This window comes from Streptomyces sp. NPDC020965, from assembly GCF_044333555.1.
Classification (GTDB): Bacteria; Actinomycetota; Actinomycetes; order Streptomycetales; family Streptomycetaceae; genus Streptomyces.
In genome coordinates this window covers 631884-657960 of the sequence record NZ_JBIRRE010000001.1, presented here as the reverse complement: position 1 = coordinate 657960, position 26077 = coordinate 631884, and the positions used below count along the sequence as shown (strand labels likewise).

Here is a 26077-nt window from a genome sequence, read left to right as displayed (position 1 = left end):
TTCTCCGGTCAGGTGAAGGGGCGCGCCCGGGGGCCGGGCGCACCGGACGGTTCAGCGGGTGAGAAGCGGTGCGAGGTGGACCAGGTGGTCGACGCCGACGCCGTGGACCTCGGCGGCCACGGGCGTCGTCTCCCGGACGCGGGCCGACAGGCCGCAGGGCGCGGCGACATAGCCGAACGGGCCGGTCTTGTCGCCGAAGGCCAGCGCGCCGTCGTCGAGCTGGTCGACGTCGGTGAACTGCGCCAGGTGCGCGGCCACGCGGCGGCCCAGAGAGGTGCCGATGTCGTCGAGCGGGAGACGCGGGGTCCGGGCGGCGGGCTCGGGCAGGAACAGCGGCAGCACCCTCTCCACGGCCGCCACGGGCCCGGCCACCGTCACGTCGCACCCCGGATTGGCCCCGGTGAGCGTCACCACGTACCGCACCCCGTCGTGCCCCCACGACAGCGTGTGGCTGTTCGGCTGATCGCCGACCCGGTTGAGGGTCGCCGCGCCGTGGGCCCGCATCTCGCTGCCGATCACGTTCAGGTGCCGCAGCCGGACGCCCTTGGCGGCAGCGGGCCGACCCGCGTACGCCACGGCGGCGGCGTCGTCCAGACGCGGCAGCACCAGCCGCAGCGTCTCGCGGACCACAGGCTCCGGGGCCCTGCGCTCGACGGTGAGATCCGGCTCATAGGGCTCGCGGTCGTCGAGCTGCCACGCAATCTCCGTACGCCACAGATGCGCGGCGAGAATGAGCGCGCCGGGCCGCCCGGCCTGGGTGAGGCGGAAGGCAGGACGGGTCGTCCACCAGGCCGCGTACGGGGCGGCCGTCCACGCGATGCCGGCACGGCACGGCAGCAGCTCGGCGACACGGCGGGCGAGTACGGACGGGGCGGTCAAGGGAGTGGTGGGGGTGGCCATCAGGTGGTTCCTTCGGGTCTTCCGGCGTTGCTCTCGCCGGGCAGTGGACCGGCAGGAGGCCGCTTGCGTCGCCTCCTGCCGATCAGGGCCGGACGGCTACTTCTGACGGGCGCGAACCAGGCAGGCGGCCACGTCGGGCGCAGCACAGCCGGGTACGCACGCCGACGGCGACAGACCTGCCAGGAGCGCGCGGACCCTGTTGGTGCCCTCGACCCGGACGTGGGTGACGCCCTGCTCCGACGGGCACTCCAGGGCGGCGCGCAGCACCTTCCCCGACCGCGCCCCGACGCGGACGTACCCCCTGGCCCCGTGCGGGCCGGGCGACGTCAGGCTCAGCAGGTGGCTGGACCGGTCGGTGTCCCAGCTCAGGCGCAGCCCCTTGGAGACGGCCAGGTCGACGATGCCCCGCGTGTACGTGGTCAGCCCGTGCGGGGCGATCGGCACCGCAGCGGCGAAGGAGCGGATCTCCACCGCGCCCCGGCTCCGGGTGAGCGTCAGCGTGTTGTGCCCGTCGACCTGCGCCCGGATCAGCTCGGCGTACAAGCACTCCCCGGTGGACGTGTCGTTCAGCGGGAGCGACTCGATCACGCGGGAGTCCCCGCCGAGGATGCGGGATGCGTCGTCGCCCCCGGGCCCGTACCCCTCGGCGAACGCGTTACCCGGACCGCCCTTGCTGGTGGAGTTGCCGATCAGGTAGGTGCCGTTCCCGTCCCGGACCCACCACAGGCAGGGGCGCACCGCTTCTTCGTTCTGGCACTCGTCATAGGTAAGGCGCAGCGAGTGGAGCGGGGCAGACATCGTGTGCGTGGCGACGTCGACGACGTCGGGGAGCGCGAACTTCAGCGTGATCACGGGGTGGGCCTTTCGGTTCGGGTCTGTGCCCGGTTGCTCTCCGGGCAGGGGGCGCGGGGCGCGCCTGGTCGGGCGCGCCCCGGCAGGGGTGGCTACAGCCAGGAACGGACCGTCTCCGGGCTTTCGATGTAGCAGTCGAAGACGACGCTGGCGAAGTCGGCTTCGGGGTCGTCGAGAAGGGTGAGCGCCGCGTTCACGACGAGGTTGTCCAGATCCTGGTGGCGGCTGCACCCGCTGGTCCGGGCGGCGGCGTCGACACCTCTGTTCACGGCCCGCGAAACCTGCTCGCGGGTGAACTGGGGCGTCGTGTCGTCGGCTCCCGGCGCGGACAGCGCGCCGAGGCGCGCCATGACGCCGTCGACCGCCTGAAGGAACCGGGCGTCCTCCTCGGAGAGGTTCGCTTCATAGGCGGCCATCGTCGCGCCGTCGCGGATTGCGGTGTGAGCGTCGTTAAGGGAGTGCAGCGGCTCGTCCAGAGCGGTCGCGGTTGTGGTGGTGTCTGCGGGGTGCGTGGCGGGGGTGGGCATGGTGGCTTCCGTTTCGGTTCGGTCCGTGCCGGCCCGGGGCTCCCGGGCCGTGGGCCCCGGCCGGGCGGCCGGGGCACAAGGCTGGGGCGGATTCAGTCGGCGTCGCCGAGGCTGCGCAGGGCGTCGGCGACGCGATGGGCGAGCGCGGGCAGGCCGTCGACGCTGCACGCGTCGGACAGGTACACGCGGCTCTCGTCGCCCCAGTCCGCAGACACCGAGACGTACAAGTCGCCGTCCCGGTCGACATCGAGGCGGTAGGCCACGCTCGGCGCGCCCTGGTGCTCGACGGTCGCGGCGACACCCCACGGGGTGGATTCGGCGTGCCAGTCCGGCCCGAGGATCTGCACGGTGGCCCGGCCGATGTCCGACACGCTGAACGGGTACTCCGTGCCCGGCGCGGGAGCGTAGCGGCCGTGGTCGTCGCAGGGCAGGGAAGTGGCGAAGGCGACGCGGGCGGCGGGCGCGATCGAGGTGACGTCGGTGTTCATCGGGTGGTGCCTTTCGGTTCGGATCTGTTGGCCCGGTTGCTCTCCGGGCCGGGAACGGAGGACGGTCAGTTCAGGAAGGTGCGCAGGACGTCGGCGACGTTGCTGCCGAGCACATCGACCCCGTAGGACGGGCTGACGTCCATCAGGAACATGGTCGACTGGTCGCTCCTGACGGGCTTCACGTACAGGTCGCTGTCCTCGTCGACGGCGAGCAGGTACCGGGAAGGCGTCTCGCCGACCTGCTCAACGAGGGCGCAGGTGCCCCAGGACAGAGACGCGGCGCGCCAGTCGGGGCCGAGGATCTTCACAGCGGCGCGGGCGATGTCGGAGATGCTGAACGGGAACTCCGTGCCCGGTTCGGGGGCGTAGCGGCCGTGCTCGTCGTAGGGCAGGGGGGTGTTGTACTCGGCGAAGAATGCGGGGATGAGCGGGGTGTCGGCGTTCATCGGACGGGGCCTTTCGGTTCGGGTCCAGGGGCCGGTTGCTCTCCGGCCAGTGGGGGGGGGTGGGGCGCACCGGCCGGTGCGCCCCGGGGTTGAGAGGGTCAGGCCGCTGTACCGCGACGGTTCACGGCTGCCTCTCGCACGATCTCGGCGACGCCGAGGGCGAGGGCCCGCAGGTCGTCCCCGCCTTCGAGCGCCTGCCGCAGCCCCGACGGCTCGTGCGTCAACACGAGGCCGCTCTTGACCGGGGTGAGTTCGTAGGCGAACTCGGGGGCGTCATCGCTCCTCAGCGCCCCGGACGCTGCCCAGGGGCCGACGATCGCGGTCCACCCCTCTCCGAGGTATCCGGCCGCCACCCGCATGATGTCTGCGATGTGGAACTCGGCGACCGGGAGGGAGTCGTCGAGTTCCACTCCGTCGAGCTTGTCGAGGCGGGCGGCGTGTGCCCAGAAGTCGGCCGTCTGGAGTTCCAGGTCACCGATGGAGTGGTCAAGGGCGATCGTGTCGTTGAACTCGTCCCACAGCTCCAGGCGGGCGGCGTTCTCCGACACGGCGTCGATGCCCACGATGGTGAAGCCGGGCACGACGAACTCGAAACGGCGGGTGGTGGGGGCGCTGCTCATGAGGTTCTCCTTCAACGGGGTGGTGGTCGGGTCGTGGCGGGGCGCACCGGGTCGGCGCGCCCCGTGGTCCGGCGTCAGTTCGCGGCGTCGTGCCGGACGGCCGGGCAGGCGTAGCCGAAGCATTCGCAGCTCATGGCGTCGGCCCACGCCTGTCCCTTGCCGCAGGCGCAGACCGCCCACTGCCGGGCTCCGAACTGGATGGTGGAGCCGCCGCAGTCGATGCACTTCAGGTGCAGGGCGGCGACGCGCGCCCGGTTGTAGGGGCGGGCGTTGTCGACGGCGACGATCCCGGCGAGGCGCGCCCACTTGGCGAGGGTGGCGAGCACCGCGCTGAACCAGCGCTCCGGGTCGGACTCGGCGGCCCCGGTGTCGGCATGGAGCTGTGCCAGCTCGGCGCGGAGCGCGCTCTCCCGTTCGGCATACCGGGCGTCCACGGGGTAGAGACGGCGCGGCTCCGGGAGGGGCACGGCGGACAGTGGCGCGGTGATGTAGTCGACGACGGAGGCCGTGAAGCGGGTGTCCGTGTGCATGGTGATCAGTTCGACGGCATCGTCAAGGCTCCGCATCATCCTGCTGAACGGAGCGTTGGTGGTGCCGTCGTAGGACTCGCACTCGGCGGCGGCGCTGTCGAGGTGAGCGGCGATGAACCGGAGCACGCGCAGGGTCGTGGGCGCGGCGAACCGGTCACGGGCGACGTTGGCGGCGATCCGGGCGCGGGTGGCGGCCATCCGGGCGGGGGTGGTGCTGGTCATGGTGTTCTCCGGGGTGGGGGGCCGGGGCGCGGAGTGTGCGCCCCGGCCGGGGCTTGCGTCCGTCAGGCGGCGATCAGGGCGGAGCGGATGGCCTTGTACTCCGCCTTGCGCGGCTTGTAGTTCGCGGCGATCTGGGCGACCTGCGCGGCGGTGTAGCGGTAGACGGTGACGGTGCGGCGGGCGCGGCCCTGGAAAGTCCTGCGGATGCGGGCGGCGCGGCCCCGGACGCCTGCGCGGCGAGCCTGCGTCCGCAGCGCGTCGGCGGCCCCGGCAACCACGGTGAGCGGCGCGCCGGTGGCGATGATGTGGGTGGTCAGCGACCGGGGGGCGGTGCGGACGCGGCGGGCGGCGGTGGCACGGGCCCGGGTTTCGGCGCGGTGGGCGCGGTAGGCGCGGGCGCGGTTGCGGATGACAGCGGCGGCGCGGCGGGAGTTGGCGGATGCCATGAGGGGCACCTTTCGGTTCGGGTCTGGTTGGCGGTTGCTCTCCGCCAACAACTCAAATAGTACAGCACGCGTCGCGATGGGTCCAGTTCGAACCTGGAAATCAGCACCCTGAGCCCCAGAAACTCAAGAGCCAGGAGGGGAAACTCCCCCTCAGGGTGAGGTGTGCCCCGACTCCATGACGACGCGAGCTGTGCTTAAAGACGGGCTAGAACAGGCTGTCAGCCTGTGGCGGGTCGCTCCGGACGGGACGGCGGGGCGCGGCCTGCCGCACGACCACCTCCTCACCGAACAGGGCCGCCGTGCCATACGCGTCCGGAACGGCCGGCACGGGAGCCCCGGCGCGCGCGACCCGGTCATCGACCAGGACCAGCGGCGCAGCGGGATCGAACTCCGCGCGCCCCATCTGCCTCCAATCGCGGCCCGTCACCGGTCCCCCTCCACGCGCGTCACGACAGCGGCGGGTATCACGGCGACCGGACGGTAGGCGAGCACGATCGCGCACGGCTCGCCGTCCTCGGCGGGCGACAGGCAGACGAAGCGCCACGCGGTGTCCGCGACACGGCTGGGCTCGGCGAACGTCCAGGAGTCCATGTCGTCGCACTCCGCGCACCCGTTGCACGGGCAGTCCCGCAGGGCGCTCGGCGCGGCACGGTAAGGGCCGGGAATGTGGAGCGACCGGCGCGCACCGCTCATGTCGTCGAACTCGGCGACCACCAGGTCACCGGCCTTCACGTCGCAGGCACGGACAGCAACGGCCTGGGCAAGGGTCAGCCCGTACGGCAGCGGGTCGAACTCGTCGCCGGTCGGCCGGTCGGTGAGGGGTAGCGGTTCAGGCTCGTCGGCAAGGGTCAGGATGAACATGTCGACCTTTCGAATCTCGGGACGGTGGGAGGGCGGCGGGCCCGGCGCGGAGCGACCGGCTACGCCTCGTCGACGACCACGCCGCGCGCCGCCCAAGCGGCGGGGATGACGATCAGGAGTTCGCACCTGTTGTTGACCTGGCACACCGGGTCCAGGCCGATGTCATCGCGCGGCCAGACGGTGAGCGCGATCGGATCGGTGAGATAGGTGAACGGGTCCGCGCGGTGCTGGCGGCACAGCTCGCACGGGCACCCCGGGTCCACGGGGCGCGGCCGGGCGGCGTACGGGATGCAGCCGTACGGCAGGAAGCTGACCCCGGCAGAGTGGCCCGGGTCGTAGTCGTAGACCTCCCCGAGCACCACGTCCCCGTGCTGCACCTGACCGGCGCGAACGATACGCACGGCGGCCGGATCGAAGTCGTACGGGTGGGTGTCGGACGGCCGGGCGCTCAAGCGCACCGGACGCGTGGACGGGTCGAGATCGAAGAACACGGGCATGAGAGTCCTCCCTAGGGGTGCCGGGGCGCAGCGGTGCGGCTGCGCCCCGGTGGCGGGTGTGTCAGCAGCTCGTCGCGGGACCGGGGCGGCCCGTGGCGGGAGTGATCGGGGCGTCAGTCACGCGGGTGGCGCGGAGGTAGGCGAACAGCGGGTCAGCCAAGTCCTCGTGCACCCCGTCGGCATGGGTGTCGCAAAGCCGCATCCTTTGCGTGCGCCGCTCGGCGAACGTGACGACCAGCAGCCTGGCCGCCACCGACATGCACGCGCCGCGCCGGTTGGTGTAGGCGTACGAGTCGCACGTGGCCGGGCGCTTGCCGGGCTCCCCGATGTCAGACGGTGTGACGGAGTTCGACATGGCTCTCCTGTTACTTCAGAGCGTCGGGTTGGAGGGGGCGCAGCCCTCCGGCTGCGCCCCGGTGGCGGGCGGTCAGCGGTGGTCGCGCCACTCGGCGTCGAGAGCGCGCAGCGCGTCGGCGAACTCGGGCGTCCCGGGCTTCTCGCCGAGGTCGCGCACCTGGGCGCGGCCATCGGGGAGGTCGACGCGGGAGCCGTCTTCATTGGTCCAGCCGTACGCGGGCCGGTTGGCTACCGTCACGCACAGGGTGGTGGCGGGGCCCGCATGCCGGCACTCGGCCGGGACGACGCGAACGCCGCAGATGCGGTTGCCCATGGTGCGGCAGTTCCAGCCCTGTTCGTCCTCGCTGATCCGGCCGTCGCGGTCGTCGTCACCCCTCATGTCGGCTCGCCCGGCGGCCGGGGGCGTGGTGTCGCCGCCAAGGGGGGCGAAGGTGGCGAAGGCGACGGTGGCGAGTCCGGCACCGACGATCGCCGCAGGAAGTCGACGGGCGAAAAGGCGCAGATTGCGCATGGGGGAAGTCCCTTTCAGAGCGGGTCTGTTGGCCCGGTTGCTCTCCGGGCCGGTGGTGCGATTCGAACGCTACACACTCTCCAATGAAAAGTACAGCTCGCGTCGAGTGATCCATGTGGGGGCCCGTGCCAACTGGTGTTGCCCACCATTTGAGCGGTTCAGTGGCCCATCTTGGCCGATCGGTGATGTGTGCTGTACTATTTAGGTGTTGGCGGGGCACTCCGCTGACCAGCCCGGAGAGCAGCCGGGCACAGACCCGAACCGAAAGGCACACCCATGCCCGTCAGCCTGACCAAATCCCCCCGCGACTTCAGCGTCCTCATGCAGTACGGCACCGTGCACGGCGTCCTCCTCACCCCGGACACCGAAGAAGAGCGCGACCACCTGCGCCTCGCCATCGGCTACGCCTACTGCGTCGACATCTGCGAGGTGATCGCCGTCGACCGCTACGAAGCAGCCATCCGCGCCATCGCCATCCACGACCGCGAAGCCGCCATCGAGGACTACATGGCCAGCACCCGCACCGGCTACAGGGCAGCCCGAGCCCTCTACCGCGACTGCCGCACCTGGGCCCGCGCCCTGACTCCCGAAGGCCGCGCCTCCTGGCTCGCCGACGGACCCAAGTCCTACGCGCCCCTGAAGCGCTTCGCACTCGTCGAGGCCATGCGCGAGTTCGGCGAGACCACCAGCGCGTGACCGACCACGCCGCCCGCCACCACGGCGGGCGGCACCCCGCCCACCCACATAGAGGAAAGCCATGCCCGTGCAGCCCGTCACCATCAGCCCCCGCTTCGACCAGCACCTCCACCCCGACGGTGAAGGCGACGGCTGGAACGAACACATGCGACTGATCAACGGCCGCCTCTACCACTTTCAGCACGGCTACACCGCCCAGGGCTACGCCACGTTCCGCGCCTACGTCCGGGTGACCGGCAACGCGGTGCCGATCACCCCGGAACCCCTCGTGAACTGGCAGCTCATCCACGAACTGCACACCGAATAGGGCAACTCCGGGACGGGCGGAATAGCCCGCCCGTCCCGCCAACCCCACCCACGGGCACCGCCCCCCGCCCAGCGGGCGGTGCCCCCCCAGCCCAGTAGCACCGGTGCCGGCACTCGCCGCACCCCCGAACCCGCCCGAGAGGACCACCGTGCCCACCGAGCCCTTCACCATCACTCCCCGCTACGCCCAGAACCACCACCCGGACAGCCAGGGCGGCGGACGGGCGGACCACACCCGCCGCATCAACGGCCGCACCTTCTACTTCGAGCGCTTCTGGAGCGCCACCGGCCACACCGCGTACCGCGTCCGCGTCTTCGTTCCGAACCCCGCGCCCGGCATCGCCACAGGGTGGCTGACCATCCACGAACTCGCCCACGGCTAGGCCACACCTGTCTCAACCAAGGGGCGCTCTTACGCGTGCGCGCGCGTAGAGGTCTCTCAAAACTCGCGAAACCCCCCTCTCTCTCCTCTGAAAGGTCCCTGCCTCCATGGACGCTGCAACGCCCCTCGCCGAACTGAGGCTGGCCCAGATCGCCGTCCCCCTCAACTGGTGGGGCCGCCCCACTGTGGTTCTGCCCGACGCTGTCGCCGAACGGCTGGCGATGGCTGGCCCTGCGGACGGGAAGCACTACGGCCACAGCCGCTTGGAGGTGCGCCGCTTCGATGCCGACACCTACGAGACGCGCGCCGTCCACGCGATCCTTCAAGCCGTCATCGGCCTTTACCCCGAGGAGTGGGGCGTCGCCGAGTACGAGCGGTTCGGCACCGGCCACTTCTGCGGCTGGATTGTCGGCGAGTCCGGGTGGTCCATGGTCGCCCGCACCTTGAAGAACTGCGCCGCCACGCAACACCTGAACGTCGATCCAGTTCATCTCCACCCCGACGGCCGCAGCCACTTCGGCTGGTGAACGCCCGGCGCGCCCGTCACGGCGGGCGCGCCTCTCCCCCTCCCCAGGGAATCCCCTTGCCCCCAACCCGTCCATGTCCGCTTCTCGCGGCCCGGCCGGGGCCCTTCCACGTCGAGGCTCCAGTGACCACCCCTTCCAGTGACAGCACGCTCGCCCACCGATCCGTGTTCACCGTCCCCGATGCGTCCGCGATGCTCGACACCGTCCGATCCCTGTCGGGACGATGGCTAAAGAAGAAGGTCCGAGGCGCGGTCCCCCTCGGCACGGGACAGCATTCGCTCGACGAGTCGTCCGTGCTGCTCTCACAGGCCGCGTACGACGATCAGGGAGCCGAGTGCGCCGCCCGTATCCAGCTCCGCGAGGACAAGGCAGAGGCGACCTGGCGCACGACCGTCACGGCCGTCCTGTCGGCCACCGGCTCCGGGTCGGTGAGCATCGACCTGGAGTGTTTCCCGAACACCCCGCAGGCGATCCGCAGCGGCAAGCCGAACCTGATCCGCGATCTGGTGGCGGAGCTACGTCCACGCGATGGCATGTCCCGCCTGACCGCCGACGCGCTGCGCGTCAGCCGCGACCGCGTTCACCCGCTCGTCGCCGTGCTGTGCGACCCCGAGCGCCAGATGCCCGTCGTCGTCGCCGCCCGCCCCGCACAAGCCGACCCGCTGTGGTCGAAGCGGGTGGCCGGCACCATGCGCCATGTCGCCGGGGACGCGTCCGCGTATCTGCTATGGGACCTCCCCGCAGTCGACGCCTTCCGTGAGGCGATCGGCCACGATCACCGTGTCGGCCCCGGCGCGGTGCGCACGTTCCTGCCGCTCGTCGACCCGGCCTGGGCGGCGGACGCGTCCCGGCACCGGGTCATGGGCCCCGTTCGATGGCTGGACCCGGCCGACCAGACGTGGCGCAACGTCGCTCGCCGCGTGCACACCCTTGCCCTGGAACGCCCGCTGCCTCGCGGCCTCTCCTCCGTGACGTTCTCCGACCCCGTCGCCGCGCAGCACCGCCAGGAACGCCGCGAATCCATGGACAAGGCGAGGCTGCTGACCTCCGCACCGGCACAGCGCACGAGCGAGCAGGAGGAGGAGCTGCGCGTCGAGGTGACCTTGCTGACCGGGCTGCTGGACCAGGCCGACAAGGAGCTGTCCGAGATGGGGCGCAGCGTCGACCTCGCGGAGCGCGCCAGCAGCTCCGCGCGCGACCGGCTCCAGGCCGTCATCGCCGAGCGCGACAGTGAGATCGAGGACCATCTGACGACGCTGGACGCGCTGCAACAGGCGCGGTCCGAGTCGGACCGGCTGCGGGTGCTGCTGCTCCGTCAGGGCCGCTCCGAAGTGGTCGCGGAGGCGGCGGTGAACCTGCCGGGCACGCCGGGCAGCTTCGAGGCGCTGTGGGAGCGGCTGGAGGAGCTGGAGCATCTGACGGTGACGGCGGACCGTCGGATCGCCGTCGGGCTCGACGAGTACCCCATGTCGCGCACCTGGGCGGCCAAGGGTTGGACGGCCATGGTGTCACTCGACTCGTACGCCGCAGCGGCGCGCGACGGGTTCAACGGCGGCTTCTACCAGTTCTGCATGAGCCCGCCCCCCGGCGCGAAGCCGTACCCGATCAAGCAGGTCGCGATGGCGGAGAGCGCGTCAACGATGGAGAAGTACGGGCGGCAGCGGGTGTTCCCGGTCCCCGGAGGTCGCGCGGAGATGCAATCGCACCTCAAGCTCGGCGCTCAGTCGCCCGTCGCGCCCCGGCTGTACTTCCTGGACGACGTGAAGGGGGTGGAGGGCGGCACTGCCGGCCGTCTGGTCGTCGGGTACGTCGGCCCCCACTTGACCAACATGATGACGAACTAGATCAGCACACCTACCCCCAGCGTGACGCGTGCTGTAGTATTCATGGTGTTGGCGGAGAGCAGCCGCCAATCAGACCCGAATCGAAAGGGGACCGTTGTGTCCTTGACCCTGACCCTGCCCGCCGTCGGCGAACTCACCGCCCGGTACGGGCCGCTGCGCACCCTCCAGAACCACCGCTTCAACGCCGAAGGCGACATCCGCAGGCGCGGCAGCGTCAGCATCGTCGACGAGCACCGAGGCGCGTACGCCTACGCGCTCAACGGAGGCCGCACCCTGCGCACGTCCATGATCAGCAGCCTCAGCGTTCCCGCGGTTCGCGTGATGAGCATCAGCCTCACCGAGTACACCGACCCCGTCCGCGGTGGTGCCCGGTACGCCGTCGAGCACTGGACGCTGCTCGGCGAGCGCACCGTGGACCACGTCGTTCGGATCGTCGCCGACGCCGAGTACGAGCGTCAGGTGAGGGCGGAGATCACCGCGCCCAGCCTCTACCTGGACGCAACCCGCCTCTCCGGGGGGCTGGACGCCTTCTACGACGTCACCGACGTCCTCTGACCGAACGCCTGCACCGGGGCGCAGGACGAGCGCCGACCTGCGCCCCGCCCCTCCCGCTGAGAAGGACCACCTCAATGGCCACCGCCCGCAAGACCCCGACTCCCGCCCACCGACGCGCGCTGCTGGCCGCTCTCGCCGACTCGAAGGGCCGCGTACCCTCCGGCACCGACATCCGCGTCCTGGACGCCATCCACCTCGCCCGCTGGGTGACCGAGGTGACCAACGCCGGCCGCGCCGCCGCAGGCGCACGCTGGGCTGGATACGACGGCCCGACGTTCCTGTCCATCAACAGCCGGGGCCGCCGAGTGCTGCTCACCGACGCCGGGCACACCGCGCTCCGTACGGCCGGGCCCGAAGGTCGCCTGCCCCGGGACACCCCGTGGCCGACCGCGAAGGCCCTGCACCGCGACGGCCTGATCGAATTCCGCGACACTGGCGGGGCCATCCGCCCCAACGACGGCGACGACGGCGTACGCGGCCCCCTGAACGCCCCGTACGCGACCGAACTGGGCCGTCGCATCGTCTCCGGTTTCCCTCAGGCGCACCGCACCGCCTGACCGTCCCCTCGGGCCGCGCCGATCACGCCCGACGGCGCGGCCCCTCTCTGAATGGAGCCCTGCCGTACGTGCGACGCGGCCGGGGGCGCCCATGGCGGGCGACGGCACATCCACCCCCGCACCCCCGATCGGCCGGCACGGGTCACGCCCCGAGCACCCGGAGTCCCGGGCGACCCGCAAGCGGGCGACTGGACCCAGCGTGACGCGTGCTGTAGTATTTAGAGTGTTGGTGGGAGAGCAACCCACCGCAGACCCGAACCGAAAGGCCCCCCATGTTCACTCTCACCGTCCTCGAAGCGCTTGCCGCCGCCGGGGTCCCTGCCTACCTCGACGAGGAGGGCTTCGTCGTCGCCCATCCTGCCGACGTCCCGCGAGACAGCGCGCTGAAGGGCGAGCACCTCCTCCTGTGCGGGGTCGACGGCAGACCGTTCGGCGACACGGACCTCGGACACCGCGTCACGGCCTGGAGGCCGGACCCTGTCTGGGACTTCGATGAGATCGACACCGTGTGCGAGGCGCTTCGGCGCGACGCGGACCAGTGCGCGCGCACTGCCGTCGAGTGGTTCAGCACCCCCCGACCCTCGGCCGGAGCCGTCCTGCGCACCGCTCTCACCACGCGGGGCATCACCGCTCACAGCGACCACCTCGGCATGAGTTACGCCATACCGCTGAACCCGACTACCGCGACGGCGGACATCTACACCTGTCCGCATCTGAGCATCGGCGACCGCAATCCCTCGGTGGACCACATGCCGTCAGCCCACACCGGCTGGACCGTGTTCGAGCACGACGCCAACGGGGAGCCCATCGGCGCTCCGCTGTTCATCAGTGGCGACGGCGGCCCTGTGGACTGCACGGCCGACTCCACCGCCGCAGCCGAGGCCATCGCCGACTTCCTCACCCGCTCCGCCCGCTGAGCACCCGTCGGAGCGGCAGCGGCTGACACAAGCCACCCCCGCCCCGCACTCTCCCCGCCCCGTACCCTCGCGCGCCGCGCCCCGGCCGCGCTCTGCCCGGAGACGCCCATGCCTGAAACCGTCATGCCCACGCACACCTTCACCTTCCTGCCGACCTACCAGGTGACGGTGTCCATCGAGGCCCCTGACCTCTTCACCGCACAGGAGCTGTACCAGGAGATCGACGGAAGCATCTTCAAGGTCAACTGCGCCACCGCTGCCGGACCCAAGATCACGGCGGTCGCCATCGACAACCCTGCCCGCCCGGCCCTCGCCCAGATCAACGGCGACGACCCCGTGGTCTGCGAGGACTGCGAGGAGGACGAGTACGAATCGCACATCGTGAACGGCCGGTGCACCCGGAACGCGTGCCCCGGCTTGTGCGACAACGCCCACTGCCGGGAGCCGATCGACGGTGGAGGGTGGAACGGCGAGTGCGGTAGCTGCGCCGACGTCCGGGCCAGCCACGACGACGGGGACCACGACGACGAGCCGGACAGCGACTGTGCGGCCTGCGCCTGGGTCCGCATCCGGGCCGAGATGGCCATGGACGCCGTCCGAAAGGATCGCCGCCGCAGGGTCAGGGTGCTCCGCAAGCGCTTGAACCGCAGCCGTTCGCGCCGCAGGACCCGCCCCTAGTTACGGCCGCCCCGGGCTGGGAGCGACCGACGCGAGGCCGCTCCCAGCCCGGTGGCTGACAGCCCCTTCAGCGGGAGAGCAACCCGCCGAGACCCGAACCGAAAGGTCCACCCGTGTCCCCCGAACCCCTGTCGCCCTACAGCATCCAGAAGATGCCCAAAGGGCAGCGCAGAGCGATGCTCGCCGCCATCGACGCCGGTGGGCGCCTGCCGGCCGACACCCCCGCCCGGACCCTCAACGCACTTCCCGAAGCCTGGGCACGCACCGAACCCCGTACCGGCCTGCGGTGGCTCACCGGCGCCGGCCGCACGGCGCTCATACCGCTCGACCGGTTCCTCAGCCTCAAGCGCGCGAACCCGGAGACGGGCATGACGTCGTCGCTGAACCACGCTGCGGGCTGCACTCTGAGCCGGGACGGCCTGATCGTATTCCGGGACCCCACCGGACAGCCCGTGGACGCAGTCGACCGGTGGGCCGCCAACGCCTTCCCTTACATCACCGTGCGCGGCCGGAAACTGGTCGGGATGCCGCTCACGGCCCCCGCGTTCTCCGCCCGGATGCCAATGAACTCCCGGGCCATCTGGCGACGGTCCGGGAAGCCGGACATCCTCGTGTACGTCTACGGATGGCCGATGTCCGACGGCACCGTGCGCGTGTGGCCGTGCACGTGGAGCAGGCATCACGCCGAACGGGAAGTACCCGCGAACGAGCTGCGCCCGCTTCCTCGCCGGGTCCGCCATCTGCACTCGACGAACCCGCCCGCGCCGATCAGGGCCGCCCGCGCCCGCATGGAGCGCATCTCGCCGGCCGCCAGACCCTCCGGGGAGCCGTAACCGTCAGCTCCGATTCCCTCGCCTGGAGCTTCAACGCCCGCCACCACGCCACGCTGCCCGGCTGCACGCACAAGTCGTGCTCGAACTGCATCCGGTACGCCCTCGCGTGGCGCAACCGCCTCCTGACCTCCCTCTCCGACTGGCGGCAGGACAGCGCTACCCCGCGCAGCACCTCGCGGCCTGACATCGCCGCCACCGGGGCGCGACGCAGACCGTCGCGCCCCGGCACCCTCCCCACCCCTCAACCACACCAAGAGGCAGCTATGACCACCACCACCCCGAACGTCACCGTCAAGGACAGCAGTCAGCTCGCCCAGGGCGACATCGTGCGCACCCACGGAATGCGTGTCCGCCTCGACCGCCTCTCCACCCACGAGAACTACGGCCGCACCGTCTACGCCTGGGCCGGCACCGTCCTCAACCTCGACGAGGTCCGCGCCGACGGCCACGTTCCCATGTCCTTCCTGCGCTCCTCCCTCCGCTGGGAGCCCGGAACCGGCTGTATGGCCGCCCGCAATGACGTGTGGACCGTCCAGGGCAACGAGTTCGCCGACTGGCTCGTCGAGAACCCCTCCTAGCGCTCCTGCGCCGGGGGCGCGCCCACCGCGCCCCCGGCGCACCACCCCCTCCCTGCCGTCCCTGCCGCCGAGGACACCGCACCGTGAGCGCTCAACTGACCCTGTTCACCGACATCGCCACCGCGCCCAAGAGGCCGCGCGCCCGTCGCACCCACCCGTCCGTCCCCGACCTGCCGGCCACCACTCTCCCGGCCGCCCTGCTGCGCGCCGCCGACTGGATTCTCCTGAACTCCAGCGGCGGGAAGGACAGCCAGGCCATGGCCTCCCACGTGTGTGCCCTGGCCGCGAAGCTCGGTTTGCTCCACCGGGTCGTGGTCGTCCACGCCGATCTCGGGGATATCGAGTGGGAGGGGACCCGCAAGCTTGCCGCCGACCAGGCCCGTCGTCTCGGCGTCCGGTTCGAAGTCGTCAGGGCCGAGGGCGGTGACCTCCTGGCCCGCACCGTTGCCCGGTTCTTCAAGCTCAAGGCCAGGGCCGAGAAGGAGGCCCGCGACCAGGGCCTTGACCCGGCCGCGGTGAAGATCGCCCCGGCCTGGCCTTCCAGTGCCGCCAGATGGTGCACGTCGGATCTGAAGCGGGGCCCGATCCGGAAGCTGATCACTCGGCTCGTCGCCGAACTCGGCGACCTGGGCCGCCCGGCGCGCATCCTGTCCTGCATGGGCCAGAGAGCCGCCGAGTCCGCGCCGCGTGCGAAGCTCGCCCCCGTCGAGATCGACCGGCCGGCGAGCAGCGGCAAGAGGCACGTCACGGTCTGGCGCCCGATCCACGGCTGGTCGGACGCCGAGGTGTGGAAGGAGATCGCCCGCTCCGGCCTGCCGTACCACGAGGCGTACGACTGGGGCATGAGCCGCCTGTCCTGCTCGTTCTGCGTCCTCGGCTGCGAGGCGGACGTCGTCCTTGCCGCGCGGCTCCGACCGATGAAGGCCGCCGAGTTCGTCGCCGTCGAGCGCAGCGTCGGCACCGACTTCAAGCACGGGCTGTCCATGCGTGAGATCGTCGAACGGGCCAAGGCCCTGGACGCCGAGCACGGGGAACTGCGACGCCCGCCGCGCGGCACGGCCCTCTCTGGCTACATCGGCAAGAACGCCACCCGCAAGTACCTCGCCCGCGTCGAACAGGAACGCCTCGACCTGGTGGCCTGACAGCCCTTCGGCCCCGGCCCACCGGCCGGGGCCATAGACCAGTCGATGCCGGGACCACCCGGGGGCGGCCGGCCCCGCTCGCAGCCCCGGTATGGCAGGCTGACGCGGTGGCTACGGATCGTGTCCCCTTCGAAGACCTCCCAGTCGGCCGCCGTACGGCACTCGCACAGCAGCTCGGGCCGATCGTAGAGATCGAGAACACCCTAGGCGGGTTGAACTCCGATATCGCGGCGCGGATCGTCACGCCCCAGGGCGCGTTCCACGTCAAGGGGCTGCGCACCACCCACCCCCGCGTGTGGACGCAGGCACGCGAGGCCGCAGTGGCCCCCATCCTCGTTGAAGCCGCCCCGCAGCTCCGCCTGCGCACCGTCGCGGACGGCTGGGACTTGAACGTCTTCGAATCGCTCGATGGCGGCCATCACGCCGACTACCGCCCCGGCTCGTCCGACCTCCCCCGGGTAGCGGCGCTCCTCACCCGCCTCACCGGCCTGCGCCCAGAGGGAGTCGAACTGCGTCACGCAGAACAGCGCCTCGGCAGCTACGCAGCGTCCCCTGCCGATCTCGACCACTTCCGGGGCGACCATCTGTGTCACACCGACCTCAACGACGAGAACGTACTCGTCGTGGGAGGGCGCGCTTGGCTCGTGGACTGGGCATGGGCGACGCGCGGCTCGGCCTGGCTGGACGCGGCCTACTGGGTCATCTGGCTCATCGCGTCAGGTCGACACACCGCCCTCAGCGCTGAGCGCCAGGCCGCAGCGATTCCCGCCTTCCGCCAGGCCCCGCCCGCCGCGTTGACCGCCTTCGCCGCGGCCAACGCGAACCTCTGGGAAGAGATCGACAGCGACCCGGCCCCCTGGACGACCCGGGTTCGCGTCGCCGCCCAATCCTGGCTGATGCACCGCAAGGCCCTCACCGCCACGTGACGCCGCCAAGCGCACGGCGGGGCCCCGTACCCGACAGGCCCAAGGCCCCCTCCGCTCGCCGCCGCCAATGGACGGCACCCGGCCGGCAGGTCAGGCCGACAGGGCAGGAGCCTGCGGCGACGCGGGAAGGACCGCGGAGAGCAGCTTTGCAACGGCGACAACGGTCCGGTCGGACAGGTACGGACCGACGATCTGAATGGAGAGCGGCAGACCGTCGCGTGTCCGGCCGACGGGCATCACCACAGAAGGCAGACCGACCGGCGAAGCCAAGTTGACCCAGCTCGTCTGGTCGAAGAAGCTGCGCTTCTGGCCGTCCACGGTGATGTACCGATCCTGCGGGAGAACCGACGTCTGGTCGAGGACGGCCGCGGTCGGGGCGGCCGGGGTGATCAGCACGTCGTGCGAGGTGAAGTAGTCAGCCCACTCCTCACGGAGCCTCTGCCGGTCCTCGTCGGCGCGCGCCCAGTCGCGGTGACGCATGGTGCGGGACTTCAGGTACAGCGCGGACGGTGAGTCGTCGGCCACGGCGTCGGCCGCCTTCACCTCGCCAGCGAATTGTTCCGGACTGGCGGTGACCGCCGAGGTCGCGAACATCAGCCGCTCGAACAGGGTGTTGCTCGCGGCGAAGTCGACCGGGCGCGTCCGGTCGTCGACCGTGGTGCCGGCGACCCGCAGGGCCGCGGCAACCTGCCCCATCAGGCCGCGGATTGCCACGTCCACCCGGCAGAACTCGTCGTCGGCCCACAGCCCCACCCGGTACTGCCCCAGGTGCGTCCTCGTCGGGGCCGGGAGGCTGATCGTCCAGGCTCCAGCGTCGGCGGGCGCCGGAGCAGCGAGGACATTCAAGAGCAGATCGAGGTCATCAGCGTTCCGCGCGATCGGGCCGAGGGTGAGCATGTCGCCAGAGGTCGCCCACCCCGGCGGCCGGGGTATGTGACCACGGGTGGGAACGATCGGCGCGGTGCCGCGAGAGGTGCGCAGCGCGTACACACCGCAGTAGGCGGCGGGCAGCCGCAGTGACCCGCCAAGATCCGAGCCGACCTCAACGGCGCTCATGCCCGTGGCCACGGCGACGGCCGGACCACCGGAAGAACCACCGGCCGTGCGGTCCGGAGAGAAGGGGTTGCTCGTCTTCCCGAAGACCGCATTGGTGGTCTGGAGGTCCTGGCACATGGCCGGCGTGTTCGTCTTGCCCACGATGACGGCCCCGGCTTCGCGGAGCAGCGCCACGACGTCGGCGTCCACGGCGGGAACGTGGCCGCTCAGGTCGGCGCTGCCGCACGTCGTACGCACACCCCGCGTCTCCAACGCGTCCTTCACGGTGATGGGCAGCCCGTGCAGCGGCCCGAGCGTGCGCCCTGTCCGGGCCAGGTGCTCATCGGCCCTGCCCGCAGCGGCGCGGGCACCGTCCGTATCCAGGGTCACCACCGCGTTGAGGCGCGGATTGACTTCGGCTTGGTGGGCCAGGACCCGGTCAAGAAGATCGCGGGCACTGAAGGTGCCTCGCCGAAGGGCGGCGAGCTGGGCTCGGGCGGTCCAGCGATACGGGGCGGTGCTGTTCATGACGTCCTTGGATCTTGCCGTGACGCCGGCCGCGACGCCGGGCTTCGACAGGGAGACAGCGGCCACGGTGGCCGCCGCCGTGATGACGGCTCGGCGGTTCACGTACGGACTCCCGGGACGGCTGCTACCTCGGGTTTCGACGGTGCCGTGAAGTACCGCGCGACGCGGACAAGGTGGCGGAGGTCTTCCTTGGGCGTCGGGGTGTTCAAGGTCGCGTCAGCGTAGGCAGCCGGTTGGCTCACCCGGCCGTGCTGACGCTGAAGGAGCGCGGCATGAATCTGGTCGGCGGTGACAGCGGCGATGTGCTCCTTCCGCGACCGCCACCAGGCCGCCCGCTGCTCCATCGCCAGGGTGCGCACCGCAGGATCGAGGAACGGCCGCAGTTCGATCTGGGCATCTCGGATCTCGACGGTGCGCCGGTACAGGTCGAAGGCCAGGTCGGTGGAGTTGTTCGTGGGCTCGACGAGAACGATGCTCGGCTCGGCATCGGAAACCGCCTGCCACAGCCCCTCCAGCTTCTGGTAGTGCCGGCGTTCTCGACGTCGGCTGCGCGCGCCGAGGAACCTGCTGGCCACGACGGGGATGAAGTATCCGACCTGGGTCATGGTCGCGCCGATGTCACCGCAGATCCAGGCGTACGGCTCCAGCGCGCGCACGCTGAAGCCGAGTTCGGCCCCGAGGATCGCGCTGAGACGGATACCGCTGTATCCCAGGGTGATGACGGCACCAACGGCGATCAGCCGCAGACCGCGGCTGATCCACGGATCGGAGATTTCCCCGGCGTACTTCCAGCACACGCGCGCGAGGTAGATCTGGGCGACCGAGTAGGCGCCCATGTAGAGCAGCAGGTACGCCTGGAAAATCGGGTCGTGAGCGAAGTACAGCGTGAAGTCGGTCGGCCGGGGCGAGACCGGTGTGAGCATGGAGAACAGGGTCGCCATCAGCAGGATGACCGTGATCGCCCCGGTGAGTAGCCACCGTGCGCGCCGCGCGGCGGCGGCTGGAGGCTTCGTCCAGAAGGCCAGGACTGATGCCTGCAATCCGAAGACCAGCATGACGCAGCTCTGTGCCAGCGGAACGGCGATGTTGGGTACACCGAACACGCCGTCGATGCGAACCCATACCGGGGTCAGGGATATCGCGTAGCTCAGGGACGAGAACAGGTACGTGAGCGCGAGCGCGATGAGCGCGGGGTCTCGCTGGTCGGGTTTGCGCCAGCCGGTGCGCAGGTCTTTGAGCAGCAGTAGGAAACCGGTGCCTGCGATGGCCAGGCACAGCGGGTGGAGTATGTCTTTCACGTCTTCTTTATCTGATGTCAGTCATTGCGCCTCATGAGCGTGCGCGTGATGCGATCCGCCGCTTCGCTCTGAGGCTCCGGGGGGCTGGTACTGGTGGTGACGTGTGCCTGGAGGAAGGAGGCGATGGCCTCCGCCTCCCGTTCGATGGTCTCGGCGTAGTTCGTTCGGTTCAGGACGGTCGCCCATAGGTCCGTATTGAGATCGCCGAGGATGACCCCGTCGTCGGAAGCCGGGGAGACCCTGCTGCCACGGTGGCCCTTCAGGAGGTGGCCGAGTTCGTGGGCAATGATGTGGTCTTGGTGAGCGGTGCTGGTCTCGGGGTCGTACCCGATGTAGTTGACCCCGCCGCTCTTGACCACCATGCCGCACGGGGTGTCGGTGCCGGCTGGCTTTCCCGGTCCGATCTGGATTGGTTCGCCGATCAGCTCCTCGACGTAGCTGCGGAGATCGCGCACGCTTTCCACCCGGGGGAGGTCCAGGGAATGCACGAAGCTGCGGCACTCGTCCACAACCGGGTCAGCCGGTATCGGCGGCTCATCTCGGTCGTTACGGCGTGCACGGCGCCTCATCGATCGCTCCTTGCGATGGTGGTCAGGTATCCCCCGGGCTGCGGTCGGGTGAAAGTGGTCTGGCGGGCAGTCCTTCGAGTCGGCGCACCTGGTCGATCATCGCTGCGGCGGCGGTCAGCCCTTCGTCGGAGAGACCGACCGCACGCATGGCGATATCTGTGACCCGCGCGTCTTGCAGACGTTTTAGCGTATCTGCGGTGACTCCAGCCGATTTCAGCCGGGCCAACTCCTCCAACTGCTCGATCAGAGCCTCCGGCGTGACGCCCTCGCTCATCTGCTTTGTGAAGGAAGCGAGTTGTCGGTGCAACTGCTCGGAGGTTGCCCCATCCTTCTTGAACCCGTTGAGGCGGGTGATCATGCTGTTGACGACGGTGGCGGTCGTCCGGTTGGACCAGTAGTCCTTCGGCACGGCGAAGAAATCAGCGAGCCCGTCCATGTGCTTCTTCGTAGGGTTGTCAGCCCGGCCACAGCGCAGTTGCCACATATATGTGTCGGACAGGCTGGGCAACCCCTCGGCCGCCAGCATTTTGGCGACCTGCGGGTTGGAGACCGGGCCCCGCGGGGAGTGCTTGCACAGGTAGTCCAGGCGTTCGGCGAAGCTCCCCTGCGTCAGCTCGTCCTTCTGGATGTCGTCTCCGTGGCCGTGGGTCATGGCAGCGTCCCACTCCCAAGTTCGTCGTTCATGTCAGTTGCCCTATCCGGAATCATGTGGTCCGCTTACCCTACGACAGCAACTCAGATTGCTCGACCCCGCCCACAAGGCGCGACCAGGGAAGACCTTCTGATGAAGCAGAGCGCACTTCGAACTACTATTCGAATCTGCTCTAGTGATGGGATGAATGTGGACGTGACGCTTTCCTCCACTGAACGCGGCCTGCGCGGGGGGCTGCTGACGCCAGTGGCACCATGGAGGCGGCTGGCGCTGGGCCGCGAGATCACCTTCTGCCTGGGGCCAGACGTGACGCCAGTCGACGCGATGGCCCGCGGAGTGGCCTTCGCGCGCCGGACCCTGCCCATGCTCCTGAAGGGCTCACCAGCCGAGCAGGCGATCAGCGAGGACGCGATCTCGGTGGTCCGCGAACTCGTCGACATCACCGCCCGGCGCCGGCACAGCACGGACATCCTCGGACGCATCGTGGCCGACGGAGCACACCTCACGGTCTCCGTCGGTGAAGCGCAGGGGCCGCTCCCGCGACCCGACGTTGAGCCCGGCCTCTACCTCGTACGTCGCCTCGTCGACGACATCGGGCAGTACCGCGGCGACGAAGGCGGATATGTGACATGGGCATCCGTGCCCGTGTGATCGACTCCCCAATGCCGCATGGGGTCTTCCTGCCTTTTCGCGCGCCGCTCGGGGAAGAGTGGACATCTCGCCGGCGAGGCCAGTCGCACCCCTGAGAGTGCGGTGCGAGGTGCCCCGCTGACGGGTGTGTCCCAGGAAGCAGTAGGGCGCCTTGCGCGTCAGGGGCGGATCGAATTCGGTCCGCCCTTCGGCTTGTGCGAGCTGATGCCGCCTGGCCGCTCGGGTCCGATAAATTGCCGCGCCATCGCTGCGTGCCGGCCCTGCCTCCCGAAGCCGTGGCCCGAATTCCCGAAGCCTGTTTAACCATTAACGTGCAAGTGGCGTACATCACACTTTATGTCCAAATGTTGGACAAGTTCGTTCGGCTGATGGTCTCCACATCGGCGGGCGCGACAGGCGGAGCCTCCTCTCCTCGGACGCGATGCCGACAGGTCACGCCCCCGCGGCCATGGGTGCGCTGCCCCTGCGCATACGTCGGGCCGTCGGGCCCCCACACCTGCACCACCGACGCCCCGGCCGGCGATCAGCCCCCCGTCTCACCACCAGCCCGCGCCGCCGAGCCGGGAGCCGCCCAGGGTCGAGTGCATGCCTGTGCATCCGCGCCAGAATCTGCGGGGACCCGCGCACGAGCTTGTGTCCCGTCTGGGCGGGCCGCTGAAGGCGCGGGAGAACCGGGCGGTGCAAAGCGCGCGGTACGGGCGGCCAGCCGGATGGAGATGACCGGCGCGCACTGGCTCCTGCTGCTCACCACCGGCCGGGAGGTATTCGGCAGCTCGCGCAGCCAGCGTGCCCAGCGGCTGTACGAGACGCTGGAGCAGGTGGCTCAGCGCGCGGTGCCTGCCAGGAATCGGGGGCTCGTCGGCGGGTCGCTGGCTGACTCCGACGAGAGTACGAAGGTCCGGTTCGTGGGCCCCGAGGGCTTTCCCATCTCCCTATGCGCCACACTCAGCGGCTGCGGCTGGCGCACTTCCTGGAGGGGCAGCCGGCCCATGGGGTGACCAGCGGTTCGTCGTGCTCCGAGGCGAAGAATGCTTTCTCAGGGTAGCCATGAGGGTAGCCACGAAAGTGCCCTCGCCGGGCGTTTGTGCAGGTGTTAGCGCTGCGGTGACAGTCCCCGGCGTACAGCCCGACTCGTCTGCCCCTTAGGGCTTCTGACCAGCAAATTGCAGGTCAGGGGCCCTTTTTGCAGATCGAAGAGCTTTACCGAACCTTGCTTCATACCGGTTCAAACGGGACTGTTCTGCTGCGTGCGGCGCTGTGAAGGTAGCCATGAAGGTAGCCACGCTCGTGGGCCGGATGCGGGCGTCGGTCGCCCGGGGAGGGGAGTGGGTGGCAGGGTCGCGGACACCCACCGTGCGGTGTGATACACCCAGTGGCCGCCCGCCGGAATCAGGCTGCGGCGGGCAGCTCGGTGCGCGTGCGCTGGATCAGGTCCGCTACCTCGGGCTGCCCCTTCCAGGGTGTGAGGGCGCGAATCACGTCGTGGAGGTAGCTGTGGGCGCGGGCGGAGTGGACGTTGCTGAGGATGCGCAGCGAGGTGTTCGCGGCGGTGAGGCCGCGTTCGAGTTCGCGGTTCTGGAGGTGGCTGGTGGCCAGGACAGCCATGCGGATGCCGGTGGCTCGGGTGAAGCGGTCCGCCGGCATAGGTTCGGCCAGCTCGTTCCAGGTGAAGGCACCCTTGGGGTCGGCGAGGTCGCGGTGCACTTCGGTGGCGTCGGCGGCGAGCCGGGCGTGGGTCATGTAGGCGAGCTGTGCCGGATCGTGGCTGCCCGGCCGGATGGAGTCGAGGAGCTCCTCGGTCCGGCCGAGCGCGGTTTTGGCCGCTTTGGCGTTTCCGGTGCGCCCGTGGGCGCGGGCCTCGGCCAGCTTCGCGAAGGCCAGCACCCGGGGTGCGGCGTGTCCGAGACCGCGTTCGTAGGCGCCTTCGGCCATGTCGGCGGCCTGTTCAGGGTGTCCGTGGAGGAAAGCCTGCAGCGCCATGGTGGCCAGCACGTAGCAGCCGCTCTCCACGTTGCCTGCGGCCCGAGCCAGGCGCAGGGCCTGGACGAAGTGGCGCTGGGCGACGTCGTGGTGGCCGGTGTCGACCGCTGACCAACCCACGACCCGGGACAGCTCAGCGGTCGCGGCGAACAGCTCGCGCCCGATGGTTTCGGTGTAGGTACCGGTCAGCAGCGCTGCGGCACTCAGGCGCAGACATTCGGTGACGGAGCTGGCCTTCCAGTTCCCGCCGCCGAAGCGGGAGTCCCACAGACGGGCTTCATCGGCGGCCTTCCACAGCTCGTCGAGGTCGCTGCGGCCGACCTGACGGCCGCCTTCATGTGCGGTCGGGGCGTCGGTTGGCTTGGCCAGCCAGCGGGTGACGGGGGTGGTGAAGGCGGCGATGGCGAAGCCGTTGCTGATGAGCTGACGGCGGGAGCGTTCCACGGTTCTCCAGTAGGTCGCGGCGACGCGGATCGCATCGACGGGGTCGCGGGCGAAATCCAACCCCATGTCAGAGTTTCCGCCCGACCTGCTGTACATGCCGATCTCGGTCACGCTCACCGCTCTGCCGAGGCGTTCGCCCAGCGCAGCGGCCAGGAACTCGGGCGTGCGGCCGCGCGGGATCATTCCGAGATTCACCCATCTGGCGACACTGGTGTGCTCGTACCTGAGCGGAACACCGGCCGCTGCTCCGATCTTGTTGATCTGCGCGGCCAGGGATTTGCGGCTCGCGCCGGCCTGTTTGATGAGCCGGGCCAGGTCCTCGTTGGGATGGCCCTGGCGGTCCTTCGTGGGTGCCACCGAGCCCCCTCATGCCAGCCGGTGTCCTGCGACGTGGATGCCGCGGGTGTGGATCCGACCGTAGGCCGCGAGGGTGACGCGGGGGAACCGGATGTGCGTTGTTCGCCCCCCTGGTTCGCCTCCCGCGCACACCGGCTCCGGCGGTTCTCTGGATGCAGGCGGCGGCTTGCCGAGAGTCCCGACCTCGGAGTTCCGGGGGGCCGCCGTCCCTTCCCGGTCCACGACCAAGGTGGGTGTCAGATGTACGAAATCCTCGTCACCGGCGGTGCCGGCTTCATCGGTTCGCACTTCGTCCGGCGGATCCTGCGCCGGGACGACGTGTCCCGGGTGACCGTGCTGGACGCGCTCACCTACGCGGGCCACACCGGAAACCTCGGGGAAGCATTGCTCGACCCGAGGCTGGTGTTCGTCCACGGCAACATCCTCGACGCTCCGCTCGTGGACGAGCTCATGGCCAGGCACACGGCTGTCGTCCACTTCGCCGCCGAGTCCCACGTCGACCGCTCCCTCACCATGGCCGACAGCTTCCTCATGACGAACGTCCTGGGGACCCAGACCCTCGCCGCCTCTGCAGGCCGCCACGGGATCGCCGAGTTCGTCCACGTCTCGACCGACGAGGTGTACGGATCGCTGGCCGAAGGCTCGGCGAGCGAGGACACCCCCTTGCGGCCCGGCGTCCCCTACGCCGCGTCGAAGGCCGCCAGCGACCTCGTGGCGCTGAGCCACTTCCAGACCTACGGCCTGCCCGTCTGCGTGACGCGCAGCTCGAACAACTACGGACCCCACCAGTTCCCGGAGAAGGTCATCCCCCTCTTCACCACCCGCCTTCTGCAGGGCGAGAAGGTGACCCCGCACGGCCAAGGGCAGCACGTGCGGAACTGGCTGCATGTTGAGGACAACTGCGCCGGCATCGAGCTGGTCCTGCGCGACGGGAAGCCGGGCGAGATCTACAATCTGGGCGGCGGCACCGACCTCACCGTGCGGGACCTGACCGTCAAGCTCCTGGCCCTGTGCGGCAAGGACTGGGACTCGGTCACCTGCATTCCTGACCGGCAGGCTAACGACCTGCGGTACTCGATGCACTGGGACAAGATCGCCGCGATCGGCTTCAGGCCGGCCCGTGATCTCGACGAGGGCCTGGCCGAGACCGTCGACTGGTATCGGCACAACCCCGACCGCTGGGCGCCGCTGACGCGCACCCCGTACGCGGCCCGCATCACGGACGCGATCGCACCCGCCGGAGAGGAAGCCTGTGCCCACTGACCAGCACACCCCGCGCAGGATCCTGGTAACTGGTGTCGGTGCCAACCCGGGCTTCGGACTGACCCGCAGCCTCATCCGCCTGGGTCACACGGTCATCGCGGT

Annotated in this window: 33 protein-coding genes; 15 read left to right on the top strand and 18 right to left on the bottom strand. The window is 70.2% G+C overall.

The genetic code is table 11. The features are described 5' to 3' along the window. Positions 1 to 51 precede the first annotated feature (51 nt). The 13 genes from ACH4S7_RS02790 to ACH4S7_RS02730 all read right to left on the bottom strand — a co-directional run bounded on the left by ACH4S7_RS02790 (position 52) and on the right by ACH4S7_RS02730 (position 7257). Positions 52 to 900, bottom strand: a complete 849-nt coding sequence (locus ACH4S7_RS02790) for a hypothetical protein (protein ID WP_398519243.1) — start codon at positions 898 to 900, stop codon at positions 52 to 54. A gap of 96 nt (positions 901 to 996) precedes the next feature. Continuing rightward, a complete protein-coding gene (locus ACH4S7_RS02785) occupies positions 997 to 1752 on the bottom strand; it encodes a hypothetical protein (protein ID WP_398519242.1) in 756 nt (251 codons plus the stop codon). 92 nt (positions 1753 to 1844) lie between these two features. Further along, positions 1845 to 2279 (bottom strand): hypothetical protein, encoded by a 435-nt coding sequence (locus ACH4S7_RS02780; protein ID WP_398519241.1) that lies wholly within the window; start codon positions 2277 to 2279, stop codon positions 1845 to 1847. A 92-nt stretch (positions 2280 to 2371) separates the two neighbouring features. Then, positions 2372 to 2767 carry a hypothetical protein gene (locus tag ACH4S7_RS02775; RefSeq protein ID WP_398519240.1) on the bottom strand — a complete coding sequence of 132 codons (396 nt, stop codon included), beginning with the start codon at positions 2765 to 2767 and terminating at the stop codon, positions 2372 to 2374. Between the two features lie 65 nt (positions 2768 to 2832). Next, positions 2833 to 3213 (bottom strand): hypothetical protein, encoded by a 381-nt coding sequence (locus ACH4S7_RS02770; RefSeq protein ID WP_398519239.1) that lies wholly within the window; start codon positions 3211 to 3213, stop codon positions 2833 to 2835. Positions 3214 to 3311: 98 nt separating this feature from the next. Next, on the bottom strand, positions 3312 to 3833 hold the full coding sequence (locus ACH4S7_RS02765) for a hypothetical protein (RefSeq protein ID WP_398519238.1): 522 nt from the start codon (positions 3831 to 3833) through the stop codon (positions 3312 to 3314). A 74-nt stretch (positions 3834 to 3907) separates the two neighbouring features. After that, on the bottom strand, positions 3908 to 4585 hold the full coding sequence (locus tag ACH4S7_RS02760; protein ID WP_398519237.1) for a hypothetical protein: 678 nt from the start codon (positions 4583 to 4585) through the stop codon (positions 3908 to 3910). 62 nt (positions 4586 to 4647) lie between these two features. Further along, on the bottom strand, positions 4648 to 5031 hold the full coding sequence (locus ACH4S7_RS02755; RefSeq protein ID WP_398519236.1) for a hypothetical protein: 384 nt from the start codon (positions 5029 to 5031) through the stop codon (positions 4648 to 4650). 205 nt (positions 5032 to 5236) lie between these two features. Next, positions 5237 to 5434: a hypothetical protein gene (locus ACH4S7_RS02750; RefSeq protein ID WP_398519235.1), complete on the bottom strand. Its 198-nt coding sequence runs from the start codon at positions 5432 to 5434 to the stop codon at positions 5237 to 5239. Positions 5435 to 5454: 20 nt separating this feature from the next. Beyond that, entirely contained in the window at positions 5455 to 5892 is a 438-nt protein-coding gene (locus ACH4S7_RS02745; RefSeq protein ID WP_398519234.1) for a hypothetical protein, read from the bottom strand. Positions 5893 to 5951: 59 nt separating this feature from the next. Next, a complete protein-coding gene (locus ACH4S7_RS02740; protein WP_398519233.1) occupies positions 5952 to 6389 on the bottom strand; it encodes a hypothetical protein in 438 nt (145 codons plus the stop codon). A gap of 61 nt (positions 6390 to 6450) precedes the next feature. Next, positions 6451 to 6744 carry a hypothetical protein gene (locus ACH4S7_RS02735; protein ID WP_398519232.1) on the bottom strand — a complete coding sequence of 98 codons (294 nt, stop codon included), beginning with the start codon at positions 6742 to 6744 and terminating at the stop codon, positions 6451 to 6453. Between the two features lie 72 nt (positions 6745 to 6816). After that, entirely contained in the window at positions 6817 to 7257 is a 441-nt protein-coding gene (locus tag ACH4S7_RS02730; protein ID WP_398519231.1) for a hypothetical protein, read from the bottom strand. Positions 7258 to 7533: 276 nt separating this feature from the next. Here ACH4S7_RS02730 and ACH4S7_RS02725 point away from each other — a divergent pair, with 276 nt between their 5' ends. The 13 genes from ACH4S7_RS02725 (at position 7534) to ACH4S7_RS02665 (ending at position 17198) form a co-directional block, all read left to right on the top strand. Beyond that, on the top strand, positions 7534 to 7953 hold the full coding sequence (locus ACH4S7_RS02725) for a hypothetical protein (RefSeq protein ID WP_398519230.1): 420 nt from the start codon (positions 7534 to 7536) through the stop codon (positions 7951 to 7953). A 61-nt stretch (positions 7954 to 8014) separates the two neighbouring features. Then, a complete protein-coding gene (locus ACH4S7_RS02720) occupies positions 8015 to 8260 on the top strand; it encodes a hypothetical protein (protein ID WP_398519229.1) in 246 nt (81 codons plus the stop codon). A 148-nt stretch (positions 8261 to 8408) separates the two neighbouring features. Further along, complete coding sequence (locus ACH4S7_RS02715) at positions 8409 to 8642, top strand: hypothetical protein (protein ID WP_398519228.1); 234 nt, start codon at positions 8409 to 8411, stop codon at positions 8640 to 8642. A 106-nt stretch (positions 8643 to 8748) separates the two neighbouring features. Further along, a complete protein-coding gene (locus ACH4S7_RS02710) occupies positions 8749 to 9168 on the top strand; it encodes a hypothetical protein (RefSeq protein WP_398519227.1) in 420 nt (139 codons plus the stop codon). Positions 9169 to 9290: 122 nt separating this feature from the next. Beyond that, positions 9291 to 11012, top strand: a complete 1722-nt coding sequence (locus tag ACH4S7_RS02705; protein ID WP_398519226.1) for a hypothetical protein — start codon at positions 9291 to 9293, stop codon at positions 11010 to 11012. 96 nt (positions 11013 to 11108) lie between these two features. Beyond that, positions 11109 to 11567: a hypothetical protein gene (locus ACH4S7_RS02700; RefSeq protein ID WP_398519225.1), complete on the top strand. Its 459-nt coding sequence runs from the start codon at positions 11109 to 11111 to the stop codon at positions 11565 to 11567. Between the two features lie 74 nt (positions 11568 to 11641). Beyond that, positions 11642 to 12124 carry a hypothetical protein gene (locus tag ACH4S7_RS02695; protein WP_398519224.1) on the top strand — a complete coding sequence of 161 codons (483 nt, stop codon included), beginning with the start codon at positions 11642 to 11644 and terminating at the stop codon, positions 12122 to 12124. A gap of 272 nt (positions 12125 to 12396) precedes the next feature. After that, positions 12397 to 13041 (top strand): hypothetical protein, encoded by a 645-nt coding sequence (locus tag ACH4S7_RS02690; RefSeq protein WP_398519223.1) that lies wholly within the window; start codon positions 12397 to 12399, stop codon positions 13039 to 13041. A gap of 108 nt (positions 13042 to 13149) precedes the next feature. After that, positions 13150 to 13719, top strand: a complete 570-nt coding sequence (locus tag ACH4S7_RS02685) for a hypothetical protein (protein ID WP_398519222.1) — start codon at positions 13150 to 13152, stop codon at positions 13717 to 13719. A 113-nt stretch (positions 13720 to 13832) separates the two neighbouring features. Then, the gene (locus ACH4S7_RS02680) at positions 13833 to 14552 is read left to right on the top strand and encodes a hypothetical protein (protein WP_398519221.1); all 720 of its coding nucleotides are present in this window, start codon (positions 13833 to 13835) and stop codon (positions 14550 to 14552) included. 263 nt (positions 14553 to 14815) lie between these two features. Then, on the top strand, positions 14816 to 15130 hold the full coding sequence (locus ACH4S7_RS02675) for a hypothetical protein (protein ID WP_398519220.1): 315 nt from the start codon (positions 14816 to 14818) through the stop codon (positions 15128 to 15130). A gap of 83 nt (positions 15131 to 15213) precedes the next feature. Beyond that, complete coding sequence (locus ACH4S7_RS02670; protein ID WP_398519219.1) at positions 15214 to 16272, top strand: phosphoadenosine phosphosulfate reductase family protein; 1059 nt, start codon at positions 15214 to 15216, stop codon at positions 16270 to 16272. A gap of 107 nt (positions 16273 to 16379) precedes the next feature. Beyond that, a complete protein-coding gene (locus ACH4S7_RS02665) occupies positions 16380 to 17198 on the top strand; it encodes an aminoglycoside phosphotransferase (RefSeq protein WP_398519218.1) in 819 nt (272 codons plus the stop codon). A 90-nt stretch (positions 17199 to 17288) separates the two neighbouring features. On the opposite strand, the gene ACH4S7_RS02660 is transcribed toward ACH4S7_RS02665, so the two are convergent. Genes ACH4S7_RS02660 through ACH4S7_RS02645 form a run of 4 tightly spaced genes read right to left on the bottom strand, consistent with a single transcriptional unit; the run spans position 17289 to position 21280 of the window. Further along, the gene (locus ACH4S7_RS02660; RefSeq protein WP_398519217.1) at positions 17289 to 18863 is read right to left on the bottom strand and encodes an amidase family protein; all 1575 of its coding nucleotides are present in this window, start codon (positions 18861 to 18863) and stop codon (positions 17289 to 17291) included. Then, a complete protein-coding gene (locus tag ACH4S7_RS02655; RefSeq protein WP_398519216.1) occupies positions 18860 to 20059 on the bottom strand; it encodes an MAB_1171c family putative transporter in 1200 nt (399 codons plus the stop codon). Before ACH4S7_RS02655 ends, ACH4S7_RS02660 begins: the two co-directional genes overlap by 4 nt. A gap of 17 nt (positions 20060 to 20076) precedes the next feature. Further along, complete coding sequence (locus ACH4S7_RS02650; protein ID WP_398519215.1) at positions 20077 to 20628, bottom strand: hypothetical protein; 552 nt, start codon at positions 20626 to 20628, stop codon at positions 20077 to 20079. A 22-nt stretch (positions 20629 to 20650) separates the two neighbouring features. Then, entirely contained in the window at positions 20651 to 21280 is a 630-nt protein-coding gene (locus ACH4S7_RS02645) for a hypothetical protein (RefSeq protein ID WP_398519214.1), read from the bottom strand. Between the two features lie 195 nt (positions 21281 to 21475). Between ACH4S7_RS02645 and ACH4S7_RS02640 the strand changes: the two genes are divergently transcribed. After that, positions 21476 to 21931: a hypothetical protein gene (locus tag ACH4S7_RS02640; protein WP_398519213.1), complete on the top strand. Its 456-nt coding sequence runs from the start codon at positions 21476 to 21478 to the stop codon at positions 21929 to 21931. A 1389-nt stretch (positions 21932 to 23320) separates the two neighbouring features. Here ACH4S7_RS02640 and ACH4S7_RS02635 read toward each other — a convergent pair. Continuing rightward, positions 23321 to 24712, bottom strand: coding sequence for a sporulation protein (locus ACH4S7_RS02635; protein WP_398519212.1), 1392 nt, complete (start codon positions 24710 to 24712; stop codon positions 23321 to 23323). Positions 24713 to 24952: 240 nt separating this feature from the next. On the opposite strand from ACH4S7_RS02635, the gene ACH4S7_RS02630 reads away from it, so the two are divergent. Next, a complete protein-coding gene (locus ACH4S7_RS02630; RefSeq protein WP_398519211.1) occupies positions 24953 to 25975 on the top strand; it encodes a dTDP-glucose 4,6-dehydratase in 1023 nt (340 codons plus the stop codon). Positions 25976 to 26077: the final 102 nt, after the last annotated feature.